Source organism: Pantoea sp. E2023-21, assembly GCF_051302795.1.
GTDB classification, from domain to species: domain Bacteria; phylum Pseudomonadota; class Gammaproteobacteria; order Enterobacterales; family Enterobacteriaceae; genus Pantoea; species Pantoea ludwigii_A.
On sequence record NZ_CP195345.1, the window covers coordinates 344,779 to 368,214 of the forward strand.

The following is a 23,436-nucleotide window of genomic DNA, read 5'->3' on the forward strand; positions in this document are numbered from 1 at the left end:
TCAAACTCCCGCGATCTGACGTAATGCGCTGATCACGCGGTTTACGTCTTCGTCGCGCATATCGGGGAACAAAGGGATTGAGCAGATGCGCTCGCTATTCCATTCGGTATGCGGCAGAGAAAGCTGCGGATAGCGTTCACGATAATATTTGTGAGTGTGCGCGGCGCGGAAATGCAAGCCGGTGCCGATATCCTGTGCTTTGAGGGTTTCCATCAGTGCATCACGACTGATGCCGCATTGCGCTTCATCGACGCGAATAATGAACAGATGCCATGCGTGTTGGTGTGACCAGATTGGCTGCGCCAGCGGTAAAAACGGCGTATCCGCCAGTGCGGTGAGATAGCGCTGCGCAATCGCAGCACGGCGTTCATTGATTGCGGGCAGTTTTTTCAACTGCACCAAGGCTATGGCGGCGCTGATATCCGGCAAATTGTATTTGAAGCCCGGCATGATCACTTCGGCCTGCGGCTTGCGCCCGTGCGTATGACGATCGTAAGCATCCACGCCCAGACCGTGGAATTTCAGGCTGCGCAGGCGCTCGGCAAGTGCCGCATCATCAGTGACAATCAAGCCACCTTCGGCACAGGTCATGTTTTTGATGGCGTGGAAGGAGAAGATGGCGGTGCCCTGATGTCCGACGTGCTGGCCTTTGTAATAGCAACCTGCCGCATGCGCGGCATCTTCAATCACCGGAATGCCGTGACGCGCGCCAATTGCGCGAATCGCATCCAGATCGGCCGGCGCACCGGCGTAATGCACCGGAATGATGGCGCGTGTACGCGGTGTTATAGCCGCTTCAATCTGAGCGGGCGTTACCATTAAGCTGTCACGATCGATATCAATCATCACCGGCGTGGCACCGAGCAGCGTGATGATGTTAAGGGTGGAAACCCAGGTCAATGAAGGCGTAATCACTTCGTCACCGGGCTGAATCCCCAGCGCCAGCAGTGTGACGTGCATTCCTGCCGTGGCGGAACTCACGGCAATAGCATGCTGATTACCGGTAAGCTGGCAGAAAGCCTGTTCCAATTCGGCGTTCTTAGGCCCAGTGGTTATCCAACCCGATTCAAATACCGATTTAACTGCTGCTAACTCTTCCTCGCCTAACGAGGGGCGTGAGAATGGTAGAAAATTCATAACATTACCTTGGAATTAAGCACTATTTAACTGCCATTTATTCCAAAATACGCGGATAAACTTAACGCAACATTAAATGAGATAGGTACTCAGTGGCCTTTTTCTGACACGTTGAGGATTGGTAGAGGAAGTGACAACTTTATTGGTTTTAAACCACTAAACGGCACTCTTCTTAAGGTTAAATTAAGGTTTTGACCCTATACTAAGTCAGGTTATGTCTTATAACGTCTGGAGGATAATGCGATGAGTACGGCTACTGACAGACTGTCTCAGGCTGCACTGCGCCGCCACCATATCGGCGTGAAAACAAAGGGATTACGTTATCGCGGTGATCTCTACGTATTTCGCTATAACGCGGGTCACTACGATGTGTTTCTCAATAACGATCGTGTGATGTCCCTCGCGACCAGTAATGTGCAGGAAGCCATTCAACTGTTTAAACAGCAGGCTTAATGGCCTGACGCTCGCCACTTCTGGAGCCCGCTCGGCATTCCCGATGTAAACCCTTGTAACGCCCTTTTTCCCCTCGCACCGATCCTCGCTTTGGCGTAACGTCGCGGCCATGACAAGCCTGGATGGCGCGAGGTAGCGGCAATGGAATATGTGTGTGGGTTAATCGGCGGTTTAGTGGGATTGGCCGTTGGCAGCTTTCTCAACGTGGTGATCTCTCGCTTACCGCAGCAAATTCTGCATCCGGATACTGCGCTTAATCTCTGTTATCCGCCCTCTTACTGCCCACAATGTTCAACCCCGCTCCGCTGGCGTGACAACGTGCCGGTCTTCAGTTGGTTACTGTTAGGCGGTAAATGCCGTTATTGTCGCGGCAAAATAAGTGTGCGTTATCCACAGGTGGAGATAATAACGGCACTTTTAACTCTGCTGCTGCTATGCCTCATGCCCGTTAATATGCACTTGCTGAGCGCACTTCTATTGTTCTGGGCGCTAACAGCGTTAGCCTTTATTGATTTCAACCATTTGCTATTACCCGACGTGATCACGCTGCCATTGCTATGGGCTGGATTACTGTTCAAAACGCTGGGTTGGCTCCCGGGTTCGTTACATGAATCGGTGCTCGGTGCTATTGCGGGATATAGCCTGTTGTGGGCACTGGCGGTTTTATATCAATGGATTAGAGGGATTAATGCCCTTGGCATGGGCGATGCAAAACTGCTGGCGGCAATCGGGGCCTGGCTGGGATGGCCACTTTTACCCTGGGTGCTTTTATTGGCTTCCGGCGGCGCTATTTTAGGGGTTTTGATTGCCCGAATTGGCTGGCAGCGGGACGTTAATCACACCATTGCGTTTGGTCCCTGGATCGCCTTAGCGGCGATAAGTCTCTTTATTCATTCGATTATTTTTTAACCACCCCTGAGGTGGTGCAAAATAAAGCGGCCAATTTCTGGCCAACGCCCTGATTCATATATGGAAAGAGTAAACAATTCTAAACAAAATTAATCATTGTGATGTAGGTCAAAAGGCTCTATATTGGCCGCGTTTTTTCACAGCTGTTACTTTTTTGTTCAATTAGTCAATTGGCGAGCCATACGAGCCCCGGTTGAAGGAGAGATATGATGACGGATAAAGTCCGTATTGATAGTTTTGGTGCCAATGCATTCAACGGAAATAACGACGCATTCTTAGCCCGTCAGGCTGAGTTTGAATCTAACGTTAGGAGTTACCCGCGCAAATTGCCTTTAGCCATTGCTAAAGCTCATGGCGTGTGGATCACAGATGTTGAGAATAAACAATATCTTGACTGTCTGGCTGGCGCAGGGACGCTGGCACTGGGTCACAACCATCCTGATGTTCTCCAGAGCATTCAAAATGTCATTACCAGCGGCTTGCCGTTACATACTCTTGATCTGACTACACCACTTAAAGATCAGTTCTCTGAATCTCTGCTCTCGCTGCTGCCAGGCCAGGGTAAAGATTATTGCCTGCAGTTCACCGGCCCTTCCGGTGCCGATGCTGTTGAAGCCGCGCTGAAACTGGCGAAGAAAGCCACTGGTCGTAGCGGCGTGATCAGCTTCTCTGGCGGTTACCATGGTATGACGCACGGCGCGCTGTCCGTCACCGGTAACCTGGCACCTAAAGAAGCGGTTGATGGCCTGATGCCAGAAGTGCAGTTCATGCCTTACCCGCATCAGTATCGTTGCCCGCTGGGTATCGGTGGTGAAGCTGGCGTAAAAGCGCTGACCTACTACTTCGACAACCTGATCAATGACGTGGAAAGCGGTGTGCGCAAGCCTGCGGCCGTGATTCTCGAAGCCGTTCAGGGCGAAGGCGGCGTGAATCCAGCGCCAGCGGAGTGGTTGCAGCGCATCCGTAAAGTGACGCAGGAACACGGCATTCTGCTGATCCTCGACGAAGTTCAGGCTGGCTTTGCCCGTACCGGTAAATTCTTCGCCTTCGAACACGCAGGTATCGAGCCTGATATTATCGTGATGTCCAAAGCCGTTGGCGGCGGTCTGCCACTGGCTGTGCTGGGCATCAAAAAGCAGTTCGACGTTTGGTCGCCAGGTCATCACACCGGCACCTTCCGTGGCAACCAGCTGGCGATGGCTACCGGCCTGACTACTCTGAAAATCCTGAAAGAGCAGGATATCGCGGGCAAAGTTGCCGCGCAGGGTGAATGGCTGAAACAGCAGCTGACTGCAATGCAGAAACGCTTCCCAGTCATTGGTCATGTTCGTGGCCTCGGTATGATGATCGGTATTGAGATTGTTAAACCAAACGAAGCGGCCGATCACATGGGCAGTTTCCCGGCTGACGGCGAGCTCTCTGCGCTGCTGCAGAAGAAGTGCTTCGAAGCAGGTCTGATTTTGGAGCGCGGTGGCCGTCATGGCGCAGTATTGCGTCTGCTGCCTTCACTGCTGATCACCAACGATGAGTTGGCGATTTTCCTGGATAAATTTGAGCAGGCGCTGATTGGCGCTGGCGTCAAACCTGTTTGATTGGAAGAGTAAATGTCTGAAGTAAACCCGATTCTGGCCGCCTCTGCACAGAGCATTGAGGCGTACCAGCAGGCGATTGCCCAAAGCAGCGCCGCGGTTGTGCAGTGGCTGCAACAGCCTGAGATGTATCAAGGCAAAACCGTTGCCGAACTGCGCGAGCGTATCACGCTCGACTTCAATCCAAACGGCCTGGGTAACCAGGCCGCGATTGAACGCGCGATTGAATATTTCCTGAAAGACAGTCTTTCAGTGCATCACCCACAATGTGTGGCGCATCTGCACTGCCCTAGCCTGGTGGTAAGCCAGGCGGCAGAAGTGCTGATTAATGCTACCAACCAGAGTATGGATTCGTGGGATCAGAGCCCTTCTGCCACCATCATTGAGATCAAATTGATCGAATGGCTGCGTGCGCAAGTGGGTTATCCGGCTGGCGACGCCGGTGTCTTCACCAGCGGCGGCACCCAGAGCAACTTAATGGGCTTGATGCTGGCACGCGATGCGTTCTATCAGCGCCAGGGTCACTCGGTGCAGCAGCACGGTATCACCGGCGATCTGCGTAAGGTCAAAGTGCTGTGCTCTGAAAATGCGCACTTCTCCGTACAGAAGAATATGGCGCTGCTCGGTCACGGCTATCAGTCTGTGGTGCAAGTCAAGTCTGATCAATACGCCCGTATGGATGTGTTAGACCTGAAAGCCAAGCTGGCGCAGGCCGAAGCTAACGGCGAACAGATCCTGGCGATCGTGGCGACCGCTGGTACCACCGATGCCGGTGCGATCGATCCGCTGCGTGAAATTGCCGGAATTGCTGCTGAGCACAACATCTGGGTACACGTCGATGCAGCATGGGGCGGCGCACTGCTGCTGTCCGAGAAGTATCGCGACTACCTCGATGGCCTTGAGCTCGTGGATTCTGTCACGCTGGACTTCCACAAACAGTATTTCCAGACCATCAGCTGCGGTGCGTTCCTGCTAAAAGATGAGCGTCATTACGAGCTGATGCGCTATCAGGCGGCTTACCTGAACTCTGAGTTTGATGAAGAGGCAGGCGTGCCAAACCTGGTATCCAAATCTCTGCAGACCACGCGTCGTTTCGATGCGCTGAAACTGTGGATGGGCTTGGAAGCGCTGGGTCAGAAACAGTATGCCGCCATCATCGATCACGGTGTCACCCTGGCGCAGGACGTGGCGAAGTTTGTCACCTCTGAACCACGTCTCGAGCTAGTGATGCAGCCTCAGTTGGCCAGCGTGCTGTTCCGCTATCGTCCAGAGCAACTGACCGACACCGCTCAGATTGCCCTGTTCAATCAGCGTATCGGCGATGCACTGCTTGATTCAGGCCGCGCCAACGTCGGTGTAACCGAGAATCAGGGCGTGACCTGCCTGAAGCTGACACTGCTCAACCCAACCGTGACGCTGGAGGATGTTAAAGTCCTGCTGGCATTGGTTGAGAAAACGGCGAATCAGTTGCTGAACGCGTAATCGCATTTGCTACAAAAAGCCGATAACTGGCAACGGTTATCGGCTTTTTTATTGGCTTTCATGGACGTCGTCATGAATGATGACGCTATTAAGCCACAAGCGGAATTACTGTGGAATGCGCGCAATGACCTTAATTTCAAAATCAAAACCCGCCAACCAGTTAACGCCAACCGCGGTCCAGTTTGGATAAGGTGGTTCACCAAAAAAGCGCAGTCGTACCTCATTTACCGTTGCGAACTGCTTTTCCGGATCGGTATGAAACGAAGTGACATCAACCACGTCATCCAGGCTACAACCCGCCGCTTTCAGCACGGCTTGCAGATTTTCGAACGCCAGATTGACCTGGCGCGCAAAATCGGGCTCAGCTGAACCGTCTTCGCGGCTGCCCACTTGACCAGAAACAAACAGTAAATCGCCAGAACGTATCGCTGCCGAATAACTGTTTATCTCATACAACGCTTGTCTTCCTGCTGGAAATATCGCTTCGCGTTTGCTCATAATCTCTCTCCTGATGGGAAATAATCGGTTAGCCGGTGAGCGACACCGGAAGCGCCTTTACATACGCCGCGTATGTATTACTATGGATAACATACACGGCGTATGTCAACACTATTTCGAGAGGGCAATATGGCAGTCAGACGGCGAGCGCAACAGGTAGAAGAGACGCGCGGCAAACTTATCGAAGCGGCACGACGGGCTTTTGCGGAGAAAGGCTATAGCGCTGCATCAATGGATGACTTAACCGCAGAAGTCGGTTTAACCCGTGGTGCGCTTTATCATAATTTTGGCGACAAAAAAGGGTTATTGCAGGCAGTTATCGACCAAATCGATGCAGAAATACTCAGCCAGATGCGTGCTGCCGGGCAACAATTTACCTCGAGATGGCATGCATTCCTCGCCGAAGCTATTACCTATATTGAGATGTCGCTCGAGCCAGAAGTACAACGCATCATGCTGCTGGATGGCCCGGCGGTGTTAGGCGATCCCTCGCAATGGCCGAATCAAACTGCGTGCTTGCGCACTACCGCAGATATGCTGGCGCTGCTGATTGAAGAAGGGACAGTAAAAGCGGTCGATACGGAAGCTGCGGCGCAACTGGTCAACGGCGCCGCACTGAATGCGGCGCTATGGATAGCGGCCTCAAATGAGCCGGTCGCGGCTTTGCCGCGTGCCGTGGACGCTTTCCGTCTGCTGATGTCCGGGTTGCTGGTTAACCCGGAAGCGGCTGGGCATTAAGCTCGCGCACATAATCCAGAAACGCATGCAGCGGCGCCGGGATTAATCGGCGATCGTTGTAATAGAGCCACAGGCCGGAAAAGCTGTGCCACCATTCCGGCAAAATCGGTTGTAGTCTGCCATCACTCAGCGCCGGTTTGAGCCAATCCTCGAACAGATACACCACGCCGCACCCAGCAATCGCTGCTTCCACCGTGAGATCCATCGCCGCACCGATACTACAAATCAGCGGCCCTTTCGGTTGCAAGCGCACGGTGTCCTCGCCGCAGGTGAATTCCCACTCGGCGATCACCCCCGTCGCATAGCGTCCGTGCAAGCAGCGATGCTGAATCAGGTCGCGCGGATGTTGTGGCGAGCCGAACGTCGCCAGATAAGCGGGTGCCGCCGCCAAAGCAAAGCGCTGGGTGCGCGGACCAATCGGCAGCGCGACCATGTCCTGCTCCAGATGATCGTCGTAACGAATGCCAGCATCACAGCTGTCGCGGAACACATCCAGCACATTGCTTTCCGCCACCACTTCCAGCTGGATATCCGGATAGCGTTGCAGAAATCCCGGCACTATCGCCGGTAACACGATGCGCGCCGCACTGACCGGCACATTCAAACGTAAGGTGCCACCCGGCGTATCCCGGAAAGTATTCAATGCATCAAGTGCCGCATCCACTTCGTTCATCGCCGGCAGCAGACGCGACATCAGCGCCCTGCCGGCTTCCGTTAACGCCACTGTGCGCGTGGTGCGGTTAAAAAGTCGCACGCCAAGCTGCTCTTCAGCCCGCCGTACCGCATCACTCAAGCGTGACGGATTGCTACCGGTCATGCGCGCTGCCTCACGAAAGCCTCCGGCTTTTGCCACCGCGACTACCGCGTGTAACAGAGCTATATCTACTGCCATTGTTCGTCATCTCGCACAATGTGTCCCGATTTGCACGGATAGTTGCACAGCTGTTTGGCGATTACAATCTAACCACACACTGATGAAGGAGTTTCCCATGTCTTATCCAGCATTGACTTACACGCTTGGCGATCGCCAGGTGGCTCGTCTTGGTTACGGTGCCATGCAGCTTGCAGGTCCTGGTGTATTTGGTCCGCCAAAAGATGAAGCTCGCGCTTTGCAGGTGCTGCGTGATGCTGTCGCAGCAGGCGTAAACCATATTGATACCAGCGATTTTTATGGCCCGCACATCACCAATCAGCTGATTAAACAAGCGCTGTATCCTTACGCAGAGGATCTGGTGATCGTCAGCAAAGTGGGCGCACGTCGTGACGAAAAAGGGGGCTGGAAGCCCGCGTTTACCCCGGAGGCGCTGACACAGGCGGTGGAAGATAACCTGCGTAATCTGGGACTTGAAGTGATGGAAGTCGTGAATCTGCGTTCAATGTTAGACGTGTATGGACCGAAAGAAGGATCGCTGGAGCCGCAGGTTGAAGCGATGATCAAGTTGAAAGAGCGCGGTCTGATTCGTCACATTGGTCTAAGCAGCGTTACCGCCAAACAGGTAGCCGAAGCACAAGCCATGACACCTATCGCCTGCGTGCAAAACCTGTACAATCTGGCCAATCGGCAGGATGAGGCGCTGCTCGACCAACTGGCAGCACAAGGCATTCCCTACGTGCCGTTCTTTCCGCTCGGTGGGTTTTCACCGCTGCAATCAGATCAGTTGAGCGACGTGGCGAAGGAACTCAGCGCGACGCCGTTACAGGTAGCGCTGGCCTGGCTGCTGCAGCGTTCGCCCAACATTCTGCTGATTCCGGGGACTTCATCGCCAGAGCACCTGAAGCAGAACCTTGCAAGCGCTGAAGTGAAACTTACGCCTGAAATCGTGCAACGGTTAAATAGCATCGCTCAACCCTAAGCGCAGGCGGTCGCCAGGCATGGCGCCCCCCCCCTCAAATGATCCTCATCTCCGCCAAACACCCTTTCAGCGTACCAAACGCATCCTGACACTGCTTTTCATCGACACAGGCAAAACCCAGCAGCAATCCGCGCCGTTCTTGCGGATGCATATAATATTGCGATAGCGGCCGCACCTTCACGCCGCGCCTCAGCGCCAGCGCGGCCACCGCCACATCATCACAGCCAGCAGGCAAATTCATCACTAAATGCAATCCTGCCTCGTGATTGGCTAGTGGCAAAAAAGCGTTTCCGAGGTAGCGTTCAATCAGGCTGATCATAAAGCGCCGCCGCTGGCTGTAGAGCTTACGCATCCGGCGAATGTGCGACATGTAATGCCCTTTCTGAATGAACTCTGCCAGCGCACGCTGCACCAGCAGATGACCGCCGCGATACAGTTCCGCAGCCGCCACGCGCAGCGGTTGCGCCAGGGCTTTTGGCACCACCAAATAACCGAGGCGTAAAGCGGGATAAAGTGTCTTGCTGAAGGTGCCCATATAAATTACCGGCGCATCCGGTTCAAATCCTTGCAGTGAAGGGAACGGCTGACCAGAAAAACGAAATTCGCTGTCGTAATCGTCTTCCACTAGCCAGGTTTTATGCTTGCGCGCCAGATCAAGAAGTTGTTTGCGGCGTTCCAGACTAAGATGTACGCCGAGAGGATATTGGTGTGACGGTGTCACGAAAATCATTTTCGGCGCACGACTGCGCGGCGGTAAATCAGGGATCAATCCCTGCTCATCCACTGAAATCGCGTTGATTTTCAGACCATTAATGCGCAATAAATTTCGCGTCCCCCAATAACCAGGCTCTTCGATCCACACCTGATCGCCCGGATCGCACAACACGCGTGAAACCAAATCGACCGCCTGATGAACGCCTTCGGTGATGATGATTTGATCGGCATCGGCGCGCACCGAGCGCGCCACGCTGAGGTACTCCGCTAACGCTGCGCGTAGCTGCGCACAGCCGCCGTTGCTGCTGTAAATCAGCCGTTCAATATCCGGCTCGCGATTCAAACGTGCCTGAATTTGGCTGAACAACTTATGTGGAAACTGCGTGACATCGGGCGCGCCTGGCACGAATGCACCCCACTGATACGGCGACGCGTTTGCATGACCGAGCAATGACGCACCGCGTTTAGATAAGGCAGCCGGTTTTGTCACCAGCGGTGCCATTTCCGGGCCATTACGTGGCGTAGTGAGCGAGCCTTCGGGAAGATTTTCGGCGATCCATGTGCCGCTTCCAGTACGCGCTGTAACGTAACCCTGCGCGATCAAATGTTCATACACATTCAACACCGTATTGCGTGACACCGACAACTCGCGTGCTAAATCACGCGTGGCGGGCAATCGGGTGGCGCGTGGAAAAATCCCGTCCGCGATAGCCCTTTGCATACAGCTCAGCAAACGCTGCTGCAAAGTCCCTTCCTGCATAAATTGTAGACGTTCTAATACATGATCGGCGTACAAACTTCGCAATTGGCTCCCTCCTTTTTACTGAAAGTGGCTCTGGCATCATAACTCAGCTCGGGCATAAATAAGCGTGTTTGTCGTGATTTGTAAAGACGCTTATTGCTAAGGAAAGATTATGGAAGGTAAAAACAGCCAGTTGCAGCAACGTAAAGATGACGCCCTGCCACGCGGCACCGGCAATCTGTGTCAGTGGTATGTGGATCACGCTGAGAACGCAACGCTGCGCGATGTTGAAGGTAAAAGTTGGATCGATTTCGCTGGCGGTATCGCGGTGCTGAACACCGGTCATCGTCATCCGCGTATCGTGCAGGCAATGACTGAACAGTTAGCGAAATTTACCCATACCGCATTTCAGGTTACGCCTTATGAAAGCTATGTGGCGCTGGCCGAACGCCTTAATCGCATCGTGCCCATTGCCGGCAAAGTGAAAACCGCGTTCTTCTCCACCGGCGCTGAAGCAGTAGAAAATGCCGTGAAAGTGGCACGAGCCGCTACGCGTCGTCACGGCATCATCACCTTCGGCAATGCTTTCCATGGCCGTACCTTCATGACCATGGCAATGACCGGCAAAGTGGCACCCTATAAACGTGACTTCGGGCCAATGCCCGCGTCGGTATGGCATGCGCGCTATCCCAACAGCGTCACGGGCATCAGCATCGATGATGCGCTGGCAAGCTTGCAGGACATCTTCACGCAGGACATCGCACCGCAGGATGTTGCCGCTATCGTGCTGGAGCCGATTCAGGGTGAAGGAGGATTCCACGTTGCGCCCCCCGAGTTCATGAACCGTCTGCGTGCGCTGGCCGATGAACACGGCATTCTGCTGATTGCCGACGAAGTACAAACCGGCTTTGCCCGCACCGGCAAGTTATTTGCGATGGATCACTATGCGGTGAAACCGGATCTTATCACCATGGCGAAAAGCCTCGCGGGCGGCATGCCCTTATCGGCAGTCAGCGGCCGCGCCGACATTATGGATGCGCCAGGTCCTGGCGGCTTGGGCGGTACTTACGCCGGTAACCCGCTGGCGATTGCCTCGGCGCACGCGGTACTTGACGTGATCGCCGACGAGAAGCTGTGTGAACGGTCTGAGCAGCTGGGCGCACAGTTGACAGCGTTCCTGCACAGCGCGCGCGCTCAGTGTTCATCCATCACCGATATTCGTGGTCTTGGCTCAATGATTGCGGTGGAGTTTGCCAGCCCGCAAATGGCGCAAACCATCCAGCAACAGGCGATGGCGCTTGGGCTGCTGCTGCTCACCTGCGGGCCACAAGGCAACGTCATCCGCTTCCTCTATCCGCTCACCATTCCTGATGCGCAGTTCGGCCAGGCGCTGGATATCCTCAGTAGCGTGCTGCGTCAACACGTCGATTCGTAGGCTTTTGCCAATCTACCCAGCTCGTACCACGGGCTGGGCTTCTCACCTGTTGTAACCCGGCTGCGCCTCGCGCTGCCTGAGAGACGCTTTGGAGAAATATTGATGAGTTCACAGAAAGCCGATGTCCTGGCGCAAGGCCTGAAGCCGCGCCATGTGCGGATGTTATCGATTGGTGGCGTTATCGGTGCCGGATTGTTTGTCGGCTCAGGTCATGCGATCGCCGAAGCCGGTCCTGCGGTGCTGCTGGCCTACATTGCTGCCGGCGCGCTGGTCGTATTGATTATGCGCATGTTAGCGGAAATGGCGGTGGCATCGCCCGATTCTGGATCCTTCTCGACGTATGCCGATAAATCGCTTGGCCGTTGGGCTGGATTCACGATCGGCTGGCTTTACTGGTGGTTTTGGGTGCTGGTGATCCCGCTGGAAGCGAACGCCGCGGGCACCATTTTGCACTCGTGGTTTCCGCAAGTCGCCGTCTGGGAATACACGCTGGCAATCACCACGTTCCTCACCATTAGCAACCTGTTTAGTGTGAAGAATTACGGCGAGTTTGAATTCTGGTTCGCGTTATTAAAGGTGGTCGCGATTGTGGCGTTTCTCTGCGCGGGCAGTCTGGCAATATTTGGTTTGATGCCGGGCAGCAGCACCCAAGGCATTTCACATCTGTATGATAAAGGCTTTATGCCAAATGGCATCAGCGCGGTGCTGGCTGCGATCCTCACCACCATGTTCTCGTTTATGGGTACAGAGATTGTCACCATTGCCGCTGCGGAATCACGCGAGCCGAAGAAACAAATCACGCAGGCCACTAACTCGGTGATCTGGCGCATCGCGCTGTTCTATCTGCTGTCGATTTTCATCGTGGTAGCACTGGTGCCGTGGAATACCCCGTCGCTGATGAAAGCGGGTTCTTACCAAACGGCGATGCAGATGATGAACGTGCCGTACGCGAAGCAGATTGTTGATGTGGTGGTATTAATTGCGGTGTGTAGCTGTCTCAACTCGGCACTTTATACCGCATCACGCATGATGTATTCGCTGTCACGTCGTGAGGATGCACCGGCCATCGCGTCGCGCACCACGCGCAGCGGCACGCCGTGGGTGGCGGTATTGCTTTCAACGGCAGCGGCCTTCCTCGCGGTAATCGCCAACTATCTGGCGCCAAGCGCGGTGTTTGAGTTTCTGCTGGCGAGTTCCGGTGCGATTGCGTTGCTGGTGTATCTGGTGATCGCCGCATCCCATTTGGTGCTGCGCAAGAAGCGCGAAGCGCGCGGCGAAACCCTCAGCTATCGCATGTGGCTGTTCCCGGGCCTGACATGGGCGACGATGGTGTTCATTGTTGGCGTGTTGATTGCCATGCTGTTTAACCAACAACACCGCCCAGAGATTATCGCCACCGGCCTGTTAACGCTGGCTGTGGTTGCCGCCAGCCGCATTGTGCAACGCAAACGCGTCGCGCGTAAAAACGAGCAGATGGTAGCGTTACGTTCGTAGCAGATGCATTCCGGGCAAGGATGCCGCGGAACTTAATCGTACTGTACGTCGATGCTGATCGCCTCTTCCAGCACGTTAAGGTTAATGGCGCATTTGCGCCACACCGGCAGACCGTTGGTCATATTGTTATCCACGAAGTATTGCTGAAACGCTTTCAGCGCCTCCGAGAGATCGCCAATGGCGCGCGCATCGGGTTCAAACCAATCCGGTTCACCGTTTTCATCGATATAATCGAACTGAAACTGCCCGCCATCATCGTCCGCAAACAATTCGGCCTGGACGATCAATTCCCGCGCACCTTCTGGCCCACAGCTAAAGATAATCTGGCCGATACGGCGATAAAGGTCTTCGTATTGCATAGGTGTTGGGTTCCTCAATTAAATAAATGACGCGCAATAAATTGCGCCGCTACAAGATGAATGCACGTTCCCGTAACGGCGCGATTCATCGCGCAGTAAATTGCGCCGCTACAAGATGTATGCACGTTCCCATAGCGGCGCGATTCATCGCGCAATGAATGATACGAATATTGACTTTAGTTCGCATGATAAGAGAATGAGGCTCTTCGAACAGAAAGTTGCAAGAAAGGGAGTTTATCATAGCCTGTTCACATCGTTTTACCCGGGTCAAAAACGTCAGGAAATCCGCTGCGTTGATGGCTATGGCCGTCGCCCTCTCACTCGTCAGTTGCTCCTCGCCGCCGCCAAAATCGCTGGTGACGCCGATGCCGCCGGTAACGAAACCACCAATGCCCACTAAACCGACGCTGAGCAAAGAACCGGTGCGCGGCGTGTGGCTGACGACGGTTTCGCGCCTCGATTGGCCGCCAATCAATTCAGTGAATGCCAGCCCGGCAACCCGCATCCATCAACAGCAACAAGCGTTGACTGATAAGCTGGATAATTTGCAACGTCTCGGTATCAACACCGTTTTTTTCCAGGTGAAGCCCGATGGCACCGCGCTGTGGCGTTCAAGCATCTTACCGTGGTCAGATATGATGACCGGTAAAATCGGTCAGGATCCCGGCTACGATCCGCTGAAATTTATGCTGGATGAGGCACACAAGCGCGGCATGAAAGTGCATGCGTGGTTCAATCCCTATCGCGTATCGACCAACGTCAAACCTTCCACGATTAACGCGTTGAATAATACGTTAGCGCTGCAACCGGCCAGCGTGTTTGTACTGCATCGCGACTGGATTCGCACTGCCAGCGATCGCTTCGTGCTCGATCCCGGCATTCCTGCTGCGCGTGACTGGATCACTAGCATCGTCGCCGAAGTGGTGTCGCATTATCCGATCGACGGTGTGCAGTTTGATGACTATTTTTATACCGAAACGCCGGGTTCAACCCTCAACGACAACGCCACCTTCCGCCAATATGGCCAGGGCTTTACCTCGAAAGCCGACTGGCGGCGCAACAATACGCTGCTGTTAATCGAGCAGGTGTCGCGCACTATCAAGCAGCTGAATCCCAACGTTGAATTCGGCGTCAGCCCCGCGGGCGTGTGGCGCAATCGTTCGCATGATGCGGCGGGTTCTGACACGCGCGGTGCAGCTGCCTACGATGAAGCGTATGCCGATACGCGTCGCTGGGTGCAAATGGGCCTGCTTGATTACATCGCGCCGCAGCTTTACTGGCCGTTTGCGCGCCAGGCCGCACGCTACGACGTGTTAGCCAACTGGTGGGCGGAGGTGGTGAAACCAACGCACACGCGGCTCTACATTGGCGTCGCGCTGTATAAAATCGGTGAAGCGTCGAAAAGCGAGCCAGACTGGACGGTCAATGGCGGCGTGCCGGAGCTTAAAAAGCAGCTCGATCTTAATGAGTCGCTACCGCAAATTAACGGCACCATTTTGTTCCGCGAGAATTACCTTAATCAGCCGCAAACCCAGGATGCGGTGAATTATTTGCGCAGCCGTTGGGGCGATTAGATTTTCCTGCGCATCAGTTAAAAAGGTGAGATGAATGTTAATTGATGCGCCAGGAAAGGATTTATCAAGCAGAGCAACATGGCATTTATCTAATTAAACCGATGTTTTTTATGATAGATCACGCCACATTTCGTTTCACTGGTGATCACTAATCGTCTGTTGCTATCTTCACACTCTTGCAAAACTGCGTGTAATGCAGCCATATCTGGGATGTGTATATCATCGTTTTGATAAGTTGCGTTTTTAATTTCAAACTCGCCAATTAGCATTTTAAGCCTGAACATGAGAGCACTATTACGTATGAATAGATTCAAACTCGGTGAAATCCAATACGTTAACTCAACAATATCGTTAATTTTCTTCTCAAGACTCGAGACGATCTCAGCCATATCGTTAACATCCGCATCTTTCCAGATAGGCTCATTATGTGCAACCCGGTTTCTTAACATGCGGATCGTTTCGATTCGGCGCCTGATAATATCACGTTGTTGAAATTGCTTATTTTTACCAGTAACGTTCGGCAACTTTTTAAAAGCAGTGAGAAATCCTTTAGGCCACAAGAAGCCTTTCGTTGCATCACCATCATAGAAACTTTTATCTAAGATATATTCCCACACACTAAAGTCAGTTTGCGAGATGATTTGATCTAGCGTGGCTACAGCCGCAGTATCCTCACCGAGTTTTTTCTTCAATAGCTTTTGTGCGCTTTTTTTAGCTTTTGCCAATCCGCTTTCAAAATCTTTCACCTGCGCCGCTTTGATCATAGGATACGAACCATTAGCTAATGGCTCGGCATTTTCATCTTCTATTAAATTAAAAGGTACAGCCTCGAACCAATGCTGATTTGGGCCCGCAACGATACAGTTTTTACCTGCTTCATTAATAGTATTACGTAACGCAACCTCAACCAGTTGCAACAGACTATTCAATGCCCCAGATAATTCAAGATTCCAGCTATAAAGGCCAAAAAGCTCAGCTTTATTAGAAACTCCGAAAGCTGAGTTATAGCTGGCTAATCTGGCTGGTGAGATCAACCTGACCATATCAGTAAAGTCAAAATTTTTCGGCATTATATAAATTCTCATATCCCTTGATGCCGATTTTTATACTACAAATAATGGGTCCATTCGATTGCAATTTTCGGGCTGTACGAATAGAATTCTCCCCGTAGCTAGTCTGACGTTCTTCTCCCGACATGTGCGGTGCCAGATCTAAGACAACAAGCGCAAGAATCAATGCCCCAGCTCTGCTGGGGCTTCTTATTTCTACCGTCTGTTAATCTGTTCCACTCCCGCCAGCAACTCCTCACTTTGCATCAGTGAAAAAAATGACTCCAGCTCACGCAGCATCATAGAAGCGGCAATCGAAAGTTGCCGCTGCGGCGCAACGCACAGCGACAGCGTAAACGGCTTTAGCACGGTGTCGATCAGCGGGATAAATTTCAGTTCGCCACGTCGATACTCATCCACAATATCCAGCCAGCACATCAAGCTAATTCCTACATCATCGCGCACCAGCGAGCGCAGCATATGAATATTATTGGTACGCGCCACCTCATTGATCTTAATCCCCGAACTGTTTATCAGTGCTTCAAGCGGGTCGGCAAGCATCAAGGGGGCAGCGGGCACGATAAACGGCCACGATTCGCAGTGGCTAAAACGAATGGATTCCAGATTGGCCAGCGGATGCTGGCTGCTCACCACAATGCCGAGACGCAGATCGGCAAACGACTTCACCAGCAGTTCACGGGAGCTTTGCGGGTTGAGCATGATGCCGAAATCCGCATCGCCCGACGACAATGCGTTGGCGATATGGATGTTACTCATGGTGGTCAACGTGAAGGAGATGCCCGGATATTCAGCGCGAATACGTTGCAATATCGACGAGAAGAATCCGCGGTTAATGGCATCAATGGTGGCGATATGCACGTGGCCATGGCGGAGGCCGCGCAGATCGTCCAGTTGCGTACAGACGCGGCCAAAGTCGCGCTGCCAGTTTTTTGCGGCATTCAGCAAGATCTCACCGGCGGCGGTCATACGTAATCCTGATGGATGGCGCTCAAACAGCGGCATATCCAATTGCTCCTCGACCCGCAAAATCTGCCGGTCGATCGATGATGCGGAGACATGTAGCACCTCAGAAGCCTTGCGCAGCGAACCCTGGCGGGCCACTTCAGTGAAATAGAGTAGAAATCGGGAGAAGGCGAACATAAGGGGGGCTCTCTTTTTTGCAACGCATCATGCGAATTAAACAGATGGACGCTTACACATGAGCAAAATAATAATCGCTGCCATGATTAAAACAAGGGTTTACGCGGCCTTGTCGCTGCTGATATCCCTGTTCAGGCAGACAGATGATGAAATCTACCGAACTCGCCGTCACCGTCATCGCAAAGCAGTTCAACGGTGCAGGCAATGTGTTACTCACGCTGGCGAGTCGCCGCGACCAACCGCTCCCCGACTTTACGCCCGGCGCGCATATCGATGTGCTTATTCCCGACTGCGGTAAACGCCAGTATTCGCTTTGTTCAGCGCCGGATAATGCCGATGGTTACCAAATCTGCGTGCGTCTTGATGCGCGATCAACCGGCGGATCCCGCTGGCTACATCAGCAGTTGGCTTTGGGCGATGCCTTACACATCTCTGCACCGCGCAACCACTTCCCGCTGCCGCAGGCACCGCGAACGCTGCTGTTTGCCGCAGGGATTGGCTTAACGCCGCTGTTGATAATGGCCGAAGCGCTGGCGGCACGTCAGGCGGATTTCACCCTGCACATCTACCTGAAGCGCGCCGACGAACTGGCTTTCAGCGAACGCCTAAGCAGACTTGGCGATCACGCCATCATTCATTTCAGCAGCGAAGGCGACAGCCTGCGCCAGCATGTTCCCGACGATCTCACTCAGCCACAAAACAGCGTGTTAATGTCCTGCGGCCCGGCGGGCTTTATGGATCATCTGCAGCAATTGGCATTGCAGTACGGCTGGCAGGCCGATCAGTTGCACAGTGAACGCTTCAAACCCACCACAACGCTGATTACTGGCGGTGCATTTGCAGTAGAGATCGCCTCTAGCGGCGCACGCTTTATCGTGGGCGCGGAACAAAGTATTGCCGAGGTGCTGGAAGATGCAGGAATTGACATCGAACTCTCGTGCGAACAAGGCATGTGCGGTGCCTGTATCACCGGCGTATTGGCGGGCGAACCGGATCATCGTGACGATGTACTAAGCCAGCAAGAGCGCGCGGCCAATGATTGCATTGTGCTGTGCTGCTCGCGCGCCCGCTCCCCGCTGCTGGTTCTGGATCTATGAGCGGCTATCCGGGTGCGACTGGCGCACGTTTACCCCGTTGGCTGCTGCCAGAGAACTGGCCTGTTATCCACAACCAACCTCAGCTGGCGACTTTACATTTTCATGCTGCTGGCCTGCAATTCGAACCCGACAACGCAGAATTACCGGCTAATTATCTGCCGCTAAACGGGGCGCTGGTACTGCCCGCGTTTATCGAGCCGCATGCACATCTGGATAAAACCTTCACCTTTGAGCGCAGCCCGGCGCAGCAGCCTGGATTGCTGGCGGCAATTACCGCGATGCATCAGGACCGCGCGCACTGGAACGCAGAGGATCTGCAACTGCGCGCCACGCGGGCGCTGCAGTGGGCGGTAGAAGCCGGTGTCGGCTTGCTGCGCACCCATATCGACTGGTTCTCCGTCGATGCACCATTAGCGTGGCAAGTGATTGGCGATCTGCACCATCCGTTGTGCAGCATTGAGCGCGTGGCACTCGCGCCGCTCAGTTTCTTCGCCGATGCCAGGGATGCGCAGCATATTGCCGCGCAGGTGGCGACCAGCGGTCCCGGCGCACTGCTGGGCGGCTTTATTCACAGCAGCAACTGGGACGCGCAGGCGTTTCAGCATCTGCTGGACGCCGCAGAACAGTGGCAGCTGGATATCGATCTGCATATTGATGAAGAACTTAGCGTCGAAGCGCAGGGATTACGCTGGCTGGCGCGCTATTTGCAGCAGCATCCATTTAGCGGCGCGATTACCTGCAGCCACAGCTGTGCGTTATCGCAGCAGGACGATGCGGAACAGATTCTTGCCGTGCTGGCGCAGTACAACGTCACGCTAATTGCACTGCCGCTCACCAACCTGTTGCTACAGGATGCAGTGCCAGGCCGCACGCCGCGTCTGCGCGGTTTAACGCTGGTGAAAGAGGCGCAGGCGCATGGCATTCCGCTGCTGCTCGGCGCTGACAATGTGCAGGATGCGTTCTGCCCGTTTGGCAGCTATGACCCGCTTGATACGCTGTTTAGCGGTTTGTTGAGCCTGCAACTGGGCGCGGCATTTGATGAGGCCTCCGCGCTGATATGCCAACGCCGCGCGCTGCTGGCTAATGATGTCGTGATTTTTCCGGATGCCGATGTGGCGAGTTGGCCGTTGCGTCAACGTCAGCGCTATCGGTTGAAAAAGGGTGTGCGTTATGGAGAAACAACAAATGGCGCTTGATGAAGGCGCGGGAAAACCGCTGGCGAAATATGCTGCGTGGCGACGCGCGGGCGATTTCATTTTTCTCTCCGGCATTATTCCGGTGAATCCGCAAACCGCCACCATTGTGCGTGGCTACGACGACATTCCTGCCGCGGCACAGCGACTGCTCGGGCGGAGCGGCGAGTTCTCCACCGACATTAAAGAAGGCCCGATTCTGGCGCAGAGCTGGTACGTGCTGGAGAGCATCCGCACCACCATTGAAAGCGCGGGCGGCCAGATGAGCGACGTGTTCAAGCTGGTGCAGTACTTCCGCAATCTCGATCACTTCCCCCATTACAGCCGGGTGCGTAAGCAATTTTTCCCCGCTGAGCCGCCGGTTTCAACCGTGGTGCAGGTGAGCGAAATGTTGCCGAGTCCGGACGTCTTAATTGAAGTTGAAGCCACGGCGTGGTTGCCGCAATAACACGAGGAGTTGAAATGTTGCATGGTTATATTCCGGCAAACCGCTTTTTGCCGTACCTAAGCTGGACTGACATCGCCACGCTGGAAAATAAAGCCAACACTGTGATCGTGTTGCCGACCGGCGCGATTGAGCAGCATGGCCCGCATCTGCCGTGTGCGGTCGACAGCGTAATCTCTTCCGGCGTGGTCGGTCACGCGCTGGCGCGCTTACCCGCTGAAATCCCGGCTTACGCGATTCCACCGATCACCTACGGCAAATCTGATGAGCATCTGCATTTTCCCGGCACGCTGACGCTGACCGGCGAAACCCTGCTGCACACCATTCTGGAGATTGGGGAATCACTCTATCGCGCCGGTTTCCGCAAATTTCTGATGGTTAACGGCCATGGCGGTCAGCCGCAGCCATTGCAGATGGCGGCGCGCGAACTGCGTCTGCGCCACGGCGACATGATTATCATCATGCAAGACACCTTCAAAGTCCCCAACTGCGCCGAAAGCTTTATGGACGACAAAGAGCGTCAGATGGCGATGCATGCCGGTCACGCAGAAACCGCGCTGATGCTGGCGCTGGCGCCCGATACAGTGCAAATGGACAAAGCGGTGGCCAACTATCCGCCGGCATTCCCCTGCCCGACGCTTTCTGCTAACAAGCCGATGGCCGCGTGGGCGTCGTACGATTTCGGCCCGAGCGGCGTCATTGGCGATCCGCTGCCTTCTACCCCCGAGCAAGGTGCGGCAATCCTCGATTCGCTGGCTGAAAGCTGGGCAAACGTGATCACCGAAGTGCATCAAATGACATGGGTGACACGCGCCGAACCGGCGTGGGGCACCGGCCAGTGGCAAGGCAAAGTATTAGACCACAATGACGCAGCCGCCTTTTTACAACCGCGCTAGGGAATATTGATGAAAAAAACATTGAGCATTGCTGCCGCGCTTGCGCTGGCCCTGTCAGCCCCGAGCATGGCGGCTGAGAAATTCACCTTTATGACCAACTGGTATGCGCAGGCGGAACACGGCGGATTCTACCAGGCGCAGGCGCAAAATCTGTATCGTGATGCCGGCCTCGACGTCACCATTAAAATGGGCGGCCCGCAGGTGCATACCATGCAGTTGATGGCCGCGGGTCAGGCCGACTGCATCATCAGCGATAACATGCAGGCGCTGGAAATCTGGCAGCAAGGCGTGCAGGCGATGCCGGTCGCTACCACTTTCCAGCACTCGGCGATTGCCTTTCTCACCCATCCGGATGTAAAAAATCAGGCTGATCTGCAAGGCAAAACCTTCCTGCTGGCCGCCGAAGCCTACACCTCATATTGGCCATGGGCGCAGAGCGCGTTAAACCTGAAAAATGCGCGGGTGCGGCCGTATACCTTCAGCATTCAGCCGTTCCTCGCCGACAAAACGCTGGTGCAGCAAGGCTATATCACCTCCGAACCGTTTGCGGTGCAGAAAGCCAATGCGCAGGCCAATGTGTATCCGATCAGCGATTGGGGCTATCCGCCGTACGGCAACAGCATCGTCTGCATGAAATCGACCATCGAGCAGCGTCCGGACGTGGTGGCCGCGTTTGTGAAAGCCTCAATGCAAGGCTGGAAGAACTATCTTCAGGATCCCAGCGCCGGCAACGTGCTGATTAAGAAAGAGAACCCGCAGATGAGCGATGAACAGATCGCCTTCGGTATTGCACAGATGAAGAAATACCAGATGCTGACCGGCGGGGATGCGCAAACCGGTGGCATTGGCATCATGACCGAAGCACGCCTTAAGCAAACCTGGCAACTGCTGGTCGATACCAAGCTGATCGATCCGGCCAAAGTGCCGTTTGACGGCAGCTATACGCTGAAATTCATCCAAGACGTCAAGGTATTACCATGAATACCGCCAGCCATCTGACGCTGCTCAATCCCGATGCGCAAGCGGTGCCGCGTTCAGCGGCGCCACCGGCGATTGAGGTGCTGTCAGCCGAGAAAATCTATCCTAACGGCACGCGCGCGCTGCTGCCGGTCGATCTGACGATTCGTCAGGGGGAATTTGTCTCGCTGCTCGGCCCGTCCGGCTGCGGCAAAAGTACCCTGTTGAAAATGATCGCCGGGCTGATTGAGCCCACCGACGGCAAACTCATGCTGTTCCGCCGCGATCGTCGTGAAAATCAACGCGATCTGCCGCTGTCGTTCGTGTTTCAGGAAGCGACGCTCATGCCGTGGAGCAACGTGCACAAAAATGTACGTCTACCGCTCGATTTAGCAGGCGTGCCGCGTGCCGAAGCCGATACCCGCGTGCGCGAGATCCTCGACCTGGTCGGCCTCGGCCAGTTTGGTCACGTGCTACCACGCGAGCTTTCTGGCGGTATGCAGATGCGCGTCTCCATAGCGCGCGGTCTGGTCACGCGCCCCAAAGTGCTGCTGATGGATGAGCCGTTTGGCGCGCTGGACGAAATCACCCGCAACAAGCTGGACAGCGATCTGCTGGATTTGTGGCAGGAGCAGAAGCTGACGGTGGTGTTTGTCACCCACTCAATTCAGGAAGCGGTGTTCCTGTCGCAGCGCGTGATCATGATGGCGGCGCGTCCTGGTCGCGTGGTGGATGACATCCGCATTGAAACCAGCGTGCCGCGCGACGATGAGTTCCGCGTCAGCCAGCACTTCACCCACTATGCGCAACAGCTGCAACGCGGCCTGTTGGCGGCGAGCAAGGAGAGTCAATGATGAAACCGTTAGCCGCCCATCGTCAATTTCAGCAATGGCTATTCCCGGCCATCGTCGCGGTCGCCATGCTGCTGCTGTGGCAGTTTCTGGTCACCACCTTCAAGGTGCCGGTGTTTCTGGTGCCATCTCCGTTAGTGGTAGCACAAAGTCTGGTGCAGAATTTCCCGACGCTGTTTATGTCACTGCTCTATACCTTGAAGATCACCGTGATTTCCTTCGCAGTGGCGATTGTGATCGGCTCGATCGTGGCGTTTCTGCTGGTGCAAAACCGCTTTATTGAAACCGCCCTGTTCCCTTACATCGTGTTTTTGCAGGTCACGCCGATTGTCGCTATCGCGCCGTTAATCATCATCTGGGTGAAAGACACCACGCTATCGTTGGTGGTGTGCGCAACCTTAATGGCCGTGTTTCCAATCATTTCCAATACCACGCAAGGTCTGCGTAGCGTATCACCGGGATTGTTGAGCTATTTTCGCCTCAATCATGCTTCACGCCTGCAGATTCTCTTGCGCCTGCGTATTCCTTCGGCGCTGCCGTACTTCTTCGGCGCACTGCGCATTTCCAGTGGCTTATCGCTGATTGGCGCAGTGGTGGCAGAGTTTGTCGCCGGCACCGGCGGTACCGATACCGGGCTGGCCTACCAAATTTTGCAGGCCGGTTACCAACTCAACATTCCACTGATGTTTGCCGCGCTGCTGCTGATTTCACTGGCTGGTTTCCTGCTGTTTGCACTGATGTCATGGATTACGCGCCATGTACTGGCGGCATGGCATGAGAGTGAAATGAGCCCCAGTTAACATCGTAACG

General features: G+C 54.5%; 24 protein-coding genes. 17 read left to right on the plus strand and 7 right to left on the minus strand.

Features of this window, described 5'->3' with window-relative positions:
• Entirely contained in the window at positions 1–1,137 is a 1,137-nt protein-coding gene (gene arnB / locus ACRQ84_RS20625; RefSeq protein WP_483818449.1) for a UDP-4-amino-4-deoxy-L-arabinose aminotransferase, read from the minus strand.
• Positions 1,138–1,380: 243 nt separating this feature from the next.
• On the opposite strand from arnB, the gene ACRQ84_RS20630 reads away from it, so the two are divergent.
• The 4 genes from ACRQ84_RS20630 (at position 1,381) to ACRQ84_RS20645 (ending at position 5,570) form a co-directional block, all read left to right on the plus strand.
• Positions 1,381–1,590 carry a hypothetical protein gene (locus tag ACRQ84_RS20630; protein WP_064740066.1) on the plus strand — a complete coding sequence of 70 codons (210 nt, stop codon included), beginning with the start codon at positions 1,381–1,383 and terminating at the stop codon, positions 1,588–1,590.
• Between the two features lie 141 nt (positions 1,591–1,731).
• Positions 1,732–2,499, plus strand: a complete 768-nt coding sequence (locus ACRQ84_RS20635) for a prepilin peptidase (protein WP_483818450.1) — start codon at positions 1,732–1,734, stop codon at positions 2,497–2,499.
• Positions 2,500–2,705: 206 nt separating this feature from the next.
• The gene (locus ACRQ84_RS20640) at positions 2,706–4,091 is read left to right on the plus strand and encodes a diaminobutyrate--2-oxoglutarate transaminase (RefSeq protein WP_064740068.1); all 1,386 of its coding nucleotides are present in this window, start codon (positions 2,706–2,708) and stop codon (positions 4,089–4,091) included.
• Positions 4,092–4,103: 12 nt separating this feature from the next.
• The gene (locus ACRQ84_RS20645) at positions 4,104–5,570 is read left to right on the plus strand and encodes a pyridoxal phosphate-dependent decarboxylase family protein (protein WP_483818451.1); all 1,467 of its coding nucleotides are present in this window, start codon (positions 4,104–4,106) and stop codon (positions 5,568–5,570) included.
• A gap of 105 nt (positions 5,571–5,675) precedes the next feature.
• Here ACRQ84_RS20645 and ACRQ84_RS20650 read toward each other — a convergent pair whose 3' ends face one another.
• Positions 5,676–6,068, minus strand: a complete 393-nt coding sequence (locus tag ACRQ84_RS20650; RefSeq protein ID WP_064740070.1) for a RidA family protein — start codon at positions 6,066–6,068, stop codon at positions 5,676–5,678.
• A 129-nt stretch (positions 6,069–6,197) separates the two neighbouring features.
• On the opposite strand from ACRQ84_RS20650, the gene ACRQ84_RS20655 reads away from it, so the two are divergent.
• Positions 6,198–6,806: a TetR/AcrR family transcriptional regulator gene (locus ACRQ84_RS20655; protein ID WP_483818452.1), complete on the plus strand. Its 609-nt coding sequence runs from the start codon at positions 6,198–6,200 to the stop codon at positions 6,804–6,806.
• Here ACRQ84_RS20655 and ACRQ84_RS20660 read toward each other — a convergent pair.
• Positions 6,781–7,698 carry a LysR substrate-binding domain-containing protein gene (locus ACRQ84_RS20660; RefSeq protein WP_483818453.1) on the minus strand — a complete coding sequence of 306 codons (918 nt, stop codon included), beginning with the start codon at positions 7,696–7,698 and terminating at the stop codon, positions 6,781–6,783. The two genes, ACRQ84_RS20655 and ACRQ84_RS20660, sit on opposite strands and share 26 nt — an antisense overlap.
• A gap of 97 nt (positions 7,699–7,795) precedes the next feature.
• On the opposite strand from ACRQ84_RS20660, the gene ACRQ84_RS20665 reads away from it, so the two are divergent.
• A complete protein-coding gene (locus ACRQ84_RS20665; RefSeq protein ID WP_483818454.1) occupies positions 7,796–8,659 on the plus strand; it encodes an aldo/keto reductase family oxidoreductase in 864 nt (287 codons plus the stop codon).
• A 34-nt stretch (positions 8,660–8,693) separates the two neighbouring features.
• Here the strand turns inward: ACRQ84_RS20665 and ACRQ84_RS20670 are convergent, their stop codons facing one another.
• Positions 8,694–10,178, minus strand: a complete 1,485-nt coding sequence (locus tag ACRQ84_RS20670; protein WP_483818455.1) for a MocR-like pyridoxine biosynthesis transcription factor PdxR — start codon at positions 10,176–10,178, stop codon at positions 8,694–8,696.
• Between the two features lie 109 nt (positions 10,179–10,287).
• Here ACRQ84_RS20670 and gabT point away from each other — a divergent pair, with 109 nt between their 5' ends.
• Together gabT and gabP are read left to right on the plus strand one after the other, a co-directional pair.
• Positions 10,288–11,550 (plus strand): 4-aminobutyrate--2-oxoglutarate transaminase, encoded by a 1,263-nt coding sequence (gene gabT / locus ACRQ84_RS20675; protein ID WP_483818456.1) that lies wholly within the window; start codon positions 10,288–10,290, stop codon positions 11,548–11,550.
• Between the two features lie 102 nt (positions 11,551–11,652).
• Positions 11,653–13,044, plus strand: coding sequence for a GABA permease (gene gabP / locus ACRQ84_RS20680; protein ID WP_483818457.1), 1,392 nt, complete (start codon positions 11,653–11,655; stop codon positions 13,042–13,044).
• A gap of 32 nt (positions 13,045–13,076) precedes the next feature.
• Here gabP and ACRQ84_RS20685 read toward each other — a convergent pair whose 3' ends face one another.
• Positions 13,077–13,403 (minus strand): hypothetical protein, encoded by a 327-nt coding sequence (locus ACRQ84_RS20685; RefSeq protein ID WP_064740076.1) that lies wholly within the window; start codon positions 13,401–13,403, stop codon positions 13,077–13,079.
• Positions 13,404–13,599: 196 nt separating this feature from the next.
• Between ACRQ84_RS20685 and ACRQ84_RS20690 the strand changes: the two genes are divergently transcribed.
• Both ACRQ84_RS20690 and ACRQ84_RS20695 read left to right on the plus strand, forming a co-directional pair.
• Positions 13,600–13,803: a hypothetical protein gene (locus tag ACRQ84_RS20690; protein ID WP_483818532.1), complete on the plus strand. Its 204-nt coding sequence runs from the start codon at positions 13,600–13,602 to the stop codon at positions 13,801–13,803.
• Entirely contained in the window at positions 13,706–14,977 is a 1,272-nt protein-coding gene (locus ACRQ84_RS20695; protein ID WP_483818512.1) for a glycoside hydrolase family 10-like protein, read from the plus strand. Before ACRQ84_RS20690 ends, ACRQ84_RS20695 begins: the two co-directional genes overlap by 98 nt.
• 89 nt (positions 14,978–15,066) lie before the next feature.
• Here ACRQ84_RS20695 and ACRQ84_RS20700 read toward each other — a convergent pair whose 3' ends face one another.
• Positions 15,067–16,047, minus strand: a complete 981-nt coding sequence (locus ACRQ84_RS20700) for a hypothetical protein (RefSeq protein WP_483818458.1) — start codon at positions 16,045–16,047, stop codon at positions 15,067–15,069.
• 195 nt (positions 16,048–16,242) lie between these two features.
• Positions 16,243–17,187, minus strand: coding sequence for a LysR family transcriptional regulator (locus ACRQ84_RS20705; protein ID WP_483818459.1), 945 nt, complete (start codon positions 17,185–17,187; stop codon positions 16,243–16,245).
• 146 nt (positions 17,188–17,333) lie between these two features.
• On the opposite strand from ACRQ84_RS20705, the gene ACRQ84_RS20710 reads away from it, so the two are divergent.
• Genes ACRQ84_RS20710 through ACRQ84_RS20740 form a run of 7 tightly spaced genes read left to right on the plus strand, consistent with a single transcriptional unit; the run spans position 17,334 to position 23,426 of the window.
• Positions 17,334–18,284, plus strand: coding sequence for a PDR/VanB family oxidoreductase (locus ACRQ84_RS20710; protein WP_483818513.1), 951 nt, complete (start codon positions 17,334–17,336; stop codon positions 18,282–18,284).
• On the plus strand, positions 18,281–19,480 hold the full coding sequence (locus tag ACRQ84_RS20715) for an amidohydrolase family protein (RefSeq protein WP_483818460.1): 1,200 nt from the start codon (positions 18,281–18,283) through the stop codon (positions 19,478–19,480). Before ACRQ84_RS20710 ends, ACRQ84_RS20715 begins: the two co-directional genes overlap by 4 nt.
• On the plus strand, positions 19,470–19,925 hold the full coding sequence (locus ACRQ84_RS20720; RefSeq protein ID WP_483818514.1) for a RidA family protein: 456 nt from the start codon (positions 19,470–19,472) through the stop codon (positions 19,923–19,925). The genes ACRQ84_RS20715 and ACRQ84_RS20720 overlap by 11 nt, the downstream gene beginning before the upstream one ends.
• Before the next feature lie 14 nt (positions 19,926–19,939).
• Entirely contained in the window at positions 19,940–20,818 is an 879-nt protein-coding gene (locus ACRQ84_RS20725) for a creatininase family protein (RefSeq protein ID WP_483818461.1), read from the plus strand.
• 9 nt (positions 20,819–20,827) lie between these two features.
• On the plus strand, positions 20,828–21,799 hold the full coding sequence (locus ACRQ84_RS20730; protein WP_064740082.1) for an ABC transporter substrate-binding protein: 972 nt from the start codon (positions 20,828–20,830) through the stop codon (positions 21,797–21,799).
• A complete protein-coding gene (locus ACRQ84_RS20735; RefSeq protein ID WP_483818462.1) occupies positions 21,796–22,629 on the plus strand; it encodes an ABC transporter ATP-binding protein in 834 nt (277 codons plus the stop codon). The genes ACRQ84_RS20730 and ACRQ84_RS20735 overlap by 4 nt, the downstream gene beginning before the upstream one ends.
• Complete coding sequence (locus ACRQ84_RS20740) at positions 22,626–23,426, plus strand: ABC transporter permease (RefSeq protein ID WP_483818463.1); 801 nt, start codon at positions 22,626–22,628, stop codon at positions 23,424–23,426. Before ACRQ84_RS20735 ends, ACRQ84_RS20740 begins: the two co-directional genes overlap by 4 nt.
• Positions 23,427–23,436: the final 10 nt, after the last annotated feature.

What these genes read in the sequence shown, in the direction of transcription:
- arnB (WP_483818449.1), bottom strand. Translation starts at nt 1,137, where the DNA reads ATGAATTTTCTACCATTCTCACGCCCCTCGTTAGGCGAGGAAGAGTTA.
- ACRQ84_RS20630 (WP_064740066.1), top strand. Translation starts at nt 1,381, where the DNA reads ATGAGTACGGCTACTGACAGACTGTCTCAGGCTGCACTGCGCCGCCAC.
- ACRQ84_RS20635 (WP_483818450.1), top strand. Translation starts at nt 1,732, where the DNA reads ATGGAATATGTGTGTGGGTTAATCGGCGGTTTAGTGGGATTGGCCGTT.
- ACRQ84_RS20640 (WP_064740068.1), top strand. Translation starts at nt 2,706, where the DNA reads ATGATGACGGATAAAGTCCGTATTGATAGTTTTGGTGCCAATGCATTC.
- ACRQ84_RS20645 (WP_483818451.1), top strand. Translation starts at nt 4,104, where the DNA reads ATGTCTGAAGTAAACCCGATTCTGGCCGCCTCTGCACAGAGCATTGAG.
- ACRQ84_RS20650 (WP_064740070.1), bottom strand. Translation starts at nt 6,068, where the DNA reads ATGAGCAAACGCGAAGCGATATTTCCAGCAGGAAGACAAGCGTTGTAT.
- ACRQ84_RS20655 (WP_483818452.1), top strand. Translation starts at nt 6,198, where the DNA reads ATGGCAGTCAGACGGCGAGCGCAACAGGTAGAAGAGACGCGCGGCAAA.
- ACRQ84_RS20660 (WP_483818453.1), bottom strand. Translation starts at nt 7,698, where the DNA reads ATGGCAGTAGATATAGCTCTGTTACACGCGGTAGTCGCGGTGGCAAAA.
- ACRQ84_RS20665 (WP_483818454.1), top strand. Translation starts at nt 7,796, where the DNA reads ATGTCTTATCCAGCATTGACTTACACGCTTGGCGATCGCCAGGTGGCT.
- gabT (WP_483818456.1), top strand. Translation starts at nt 10,288, where the DNA reads ATGGAAGGTAAAAACAGCCAGTTGCAGCAACGTAAAGATGACGCCCTG.
- gabP (WP_483818457.1), top strand. Translation starts at nt 11,653, where the DNA reads ATGAGTTCACAGAAAGCCGATGTCCTGGCGCAAGGCCTGAAGCCGCGC.
- ACRQ84_RS20685 (WP_064740076.1), bottom strand. Translation starts at nt 13,403, where the DNA reads ATGCAATACGAAGACCTTTATCGCCGTATCGGCCAGATTATCTTTAGC.
- ACRQ84_RS20690 (WP_483818532.1), top strand. Translation starts at nt 13,600, where the DNA reads ATGAGGCTCTTCGAACAGAAAGTTGCAAGAAAGGGAGTTTATCATAGC.
- ACRQ84_RS20695 (WP_483818512.1), top strand. Translation starts at nt 13,706, where the DNA reads ATGGCCGTCGCCCTCTCACTCGTCAGTTGCTCCTCGCCGCCGCCAAAA.
- ACRQ84_RS20700 (WP_483818458.1), bottom strand. Translation starts at nt 16,047, where the DNA reads ATGCCGAAAAATTTTGACTTTACTGATATGGTCAGGTTGATCTCACCA.
- ACRQ84_RS20705 (WP_483818459.1), bottom strand. Translation starts at nt 17,187, where the DNA reads ATGTTCGCCTTCTCCCGATTTCTACTCTATTTCACTGAAGTGGCCCGC.
- ACRQ84_RS20710 (WP_483818513.1), top strand. Translation starts at nt 17,334, where the DNA reads ATGAAATCTACCGAACTCGCCGTCACCGTCATCGCAAAGCAGTTCAAC.
- ACRQ84_RS20715 (WP_483818460.1), top strand. Translation starts at nt 18,281, where the DNA reads ATGAGCGGCTATCCGGGTGCGACTGGCGCACGTTTACCCCGTTGGCTG.
- ACRQ84_RS20720 (WP_483818514.1), top strand. Translation starts at nt 19,470, where the DNA reads ATGGCGCTTGATGAAGGCGCGGGAAAACCGCTGGCGAAATATGCTGCG.
- ACRQ84_RS20725 (WP_483818461.1), top strand. Translation starts at nt 19,940, where the DNA reads ATGTTGCATGGTTATATTCCGGCAAACCGCTTTTTGCCGTACCTAAGC.
- ACRQ84_RS20730 (WP_064740082.1), top strand. Translation starts at nt 20,828, where the DNA reads ATGAAAAAAACATTGAGCATTGCTGCCGCGCTTGCGCTGGCCCTGTCA.
- ACRQ84_RS20735 (WP_483818462.1), top strand. Translation starts at nt 21,796, where the DNA reads ATGAATACCGCCAGCCATCTGACGCTGCTCAATCCCGATGCGCAAGCG.
- ACRQ84_RS20740 (WP_483818463.1), top strand. Translation starts at nt 22,626, where the DNA reads ATGATGAAACCGTTAGCCGCCCATCGTCAATTTCAGCAATGGCTATTC.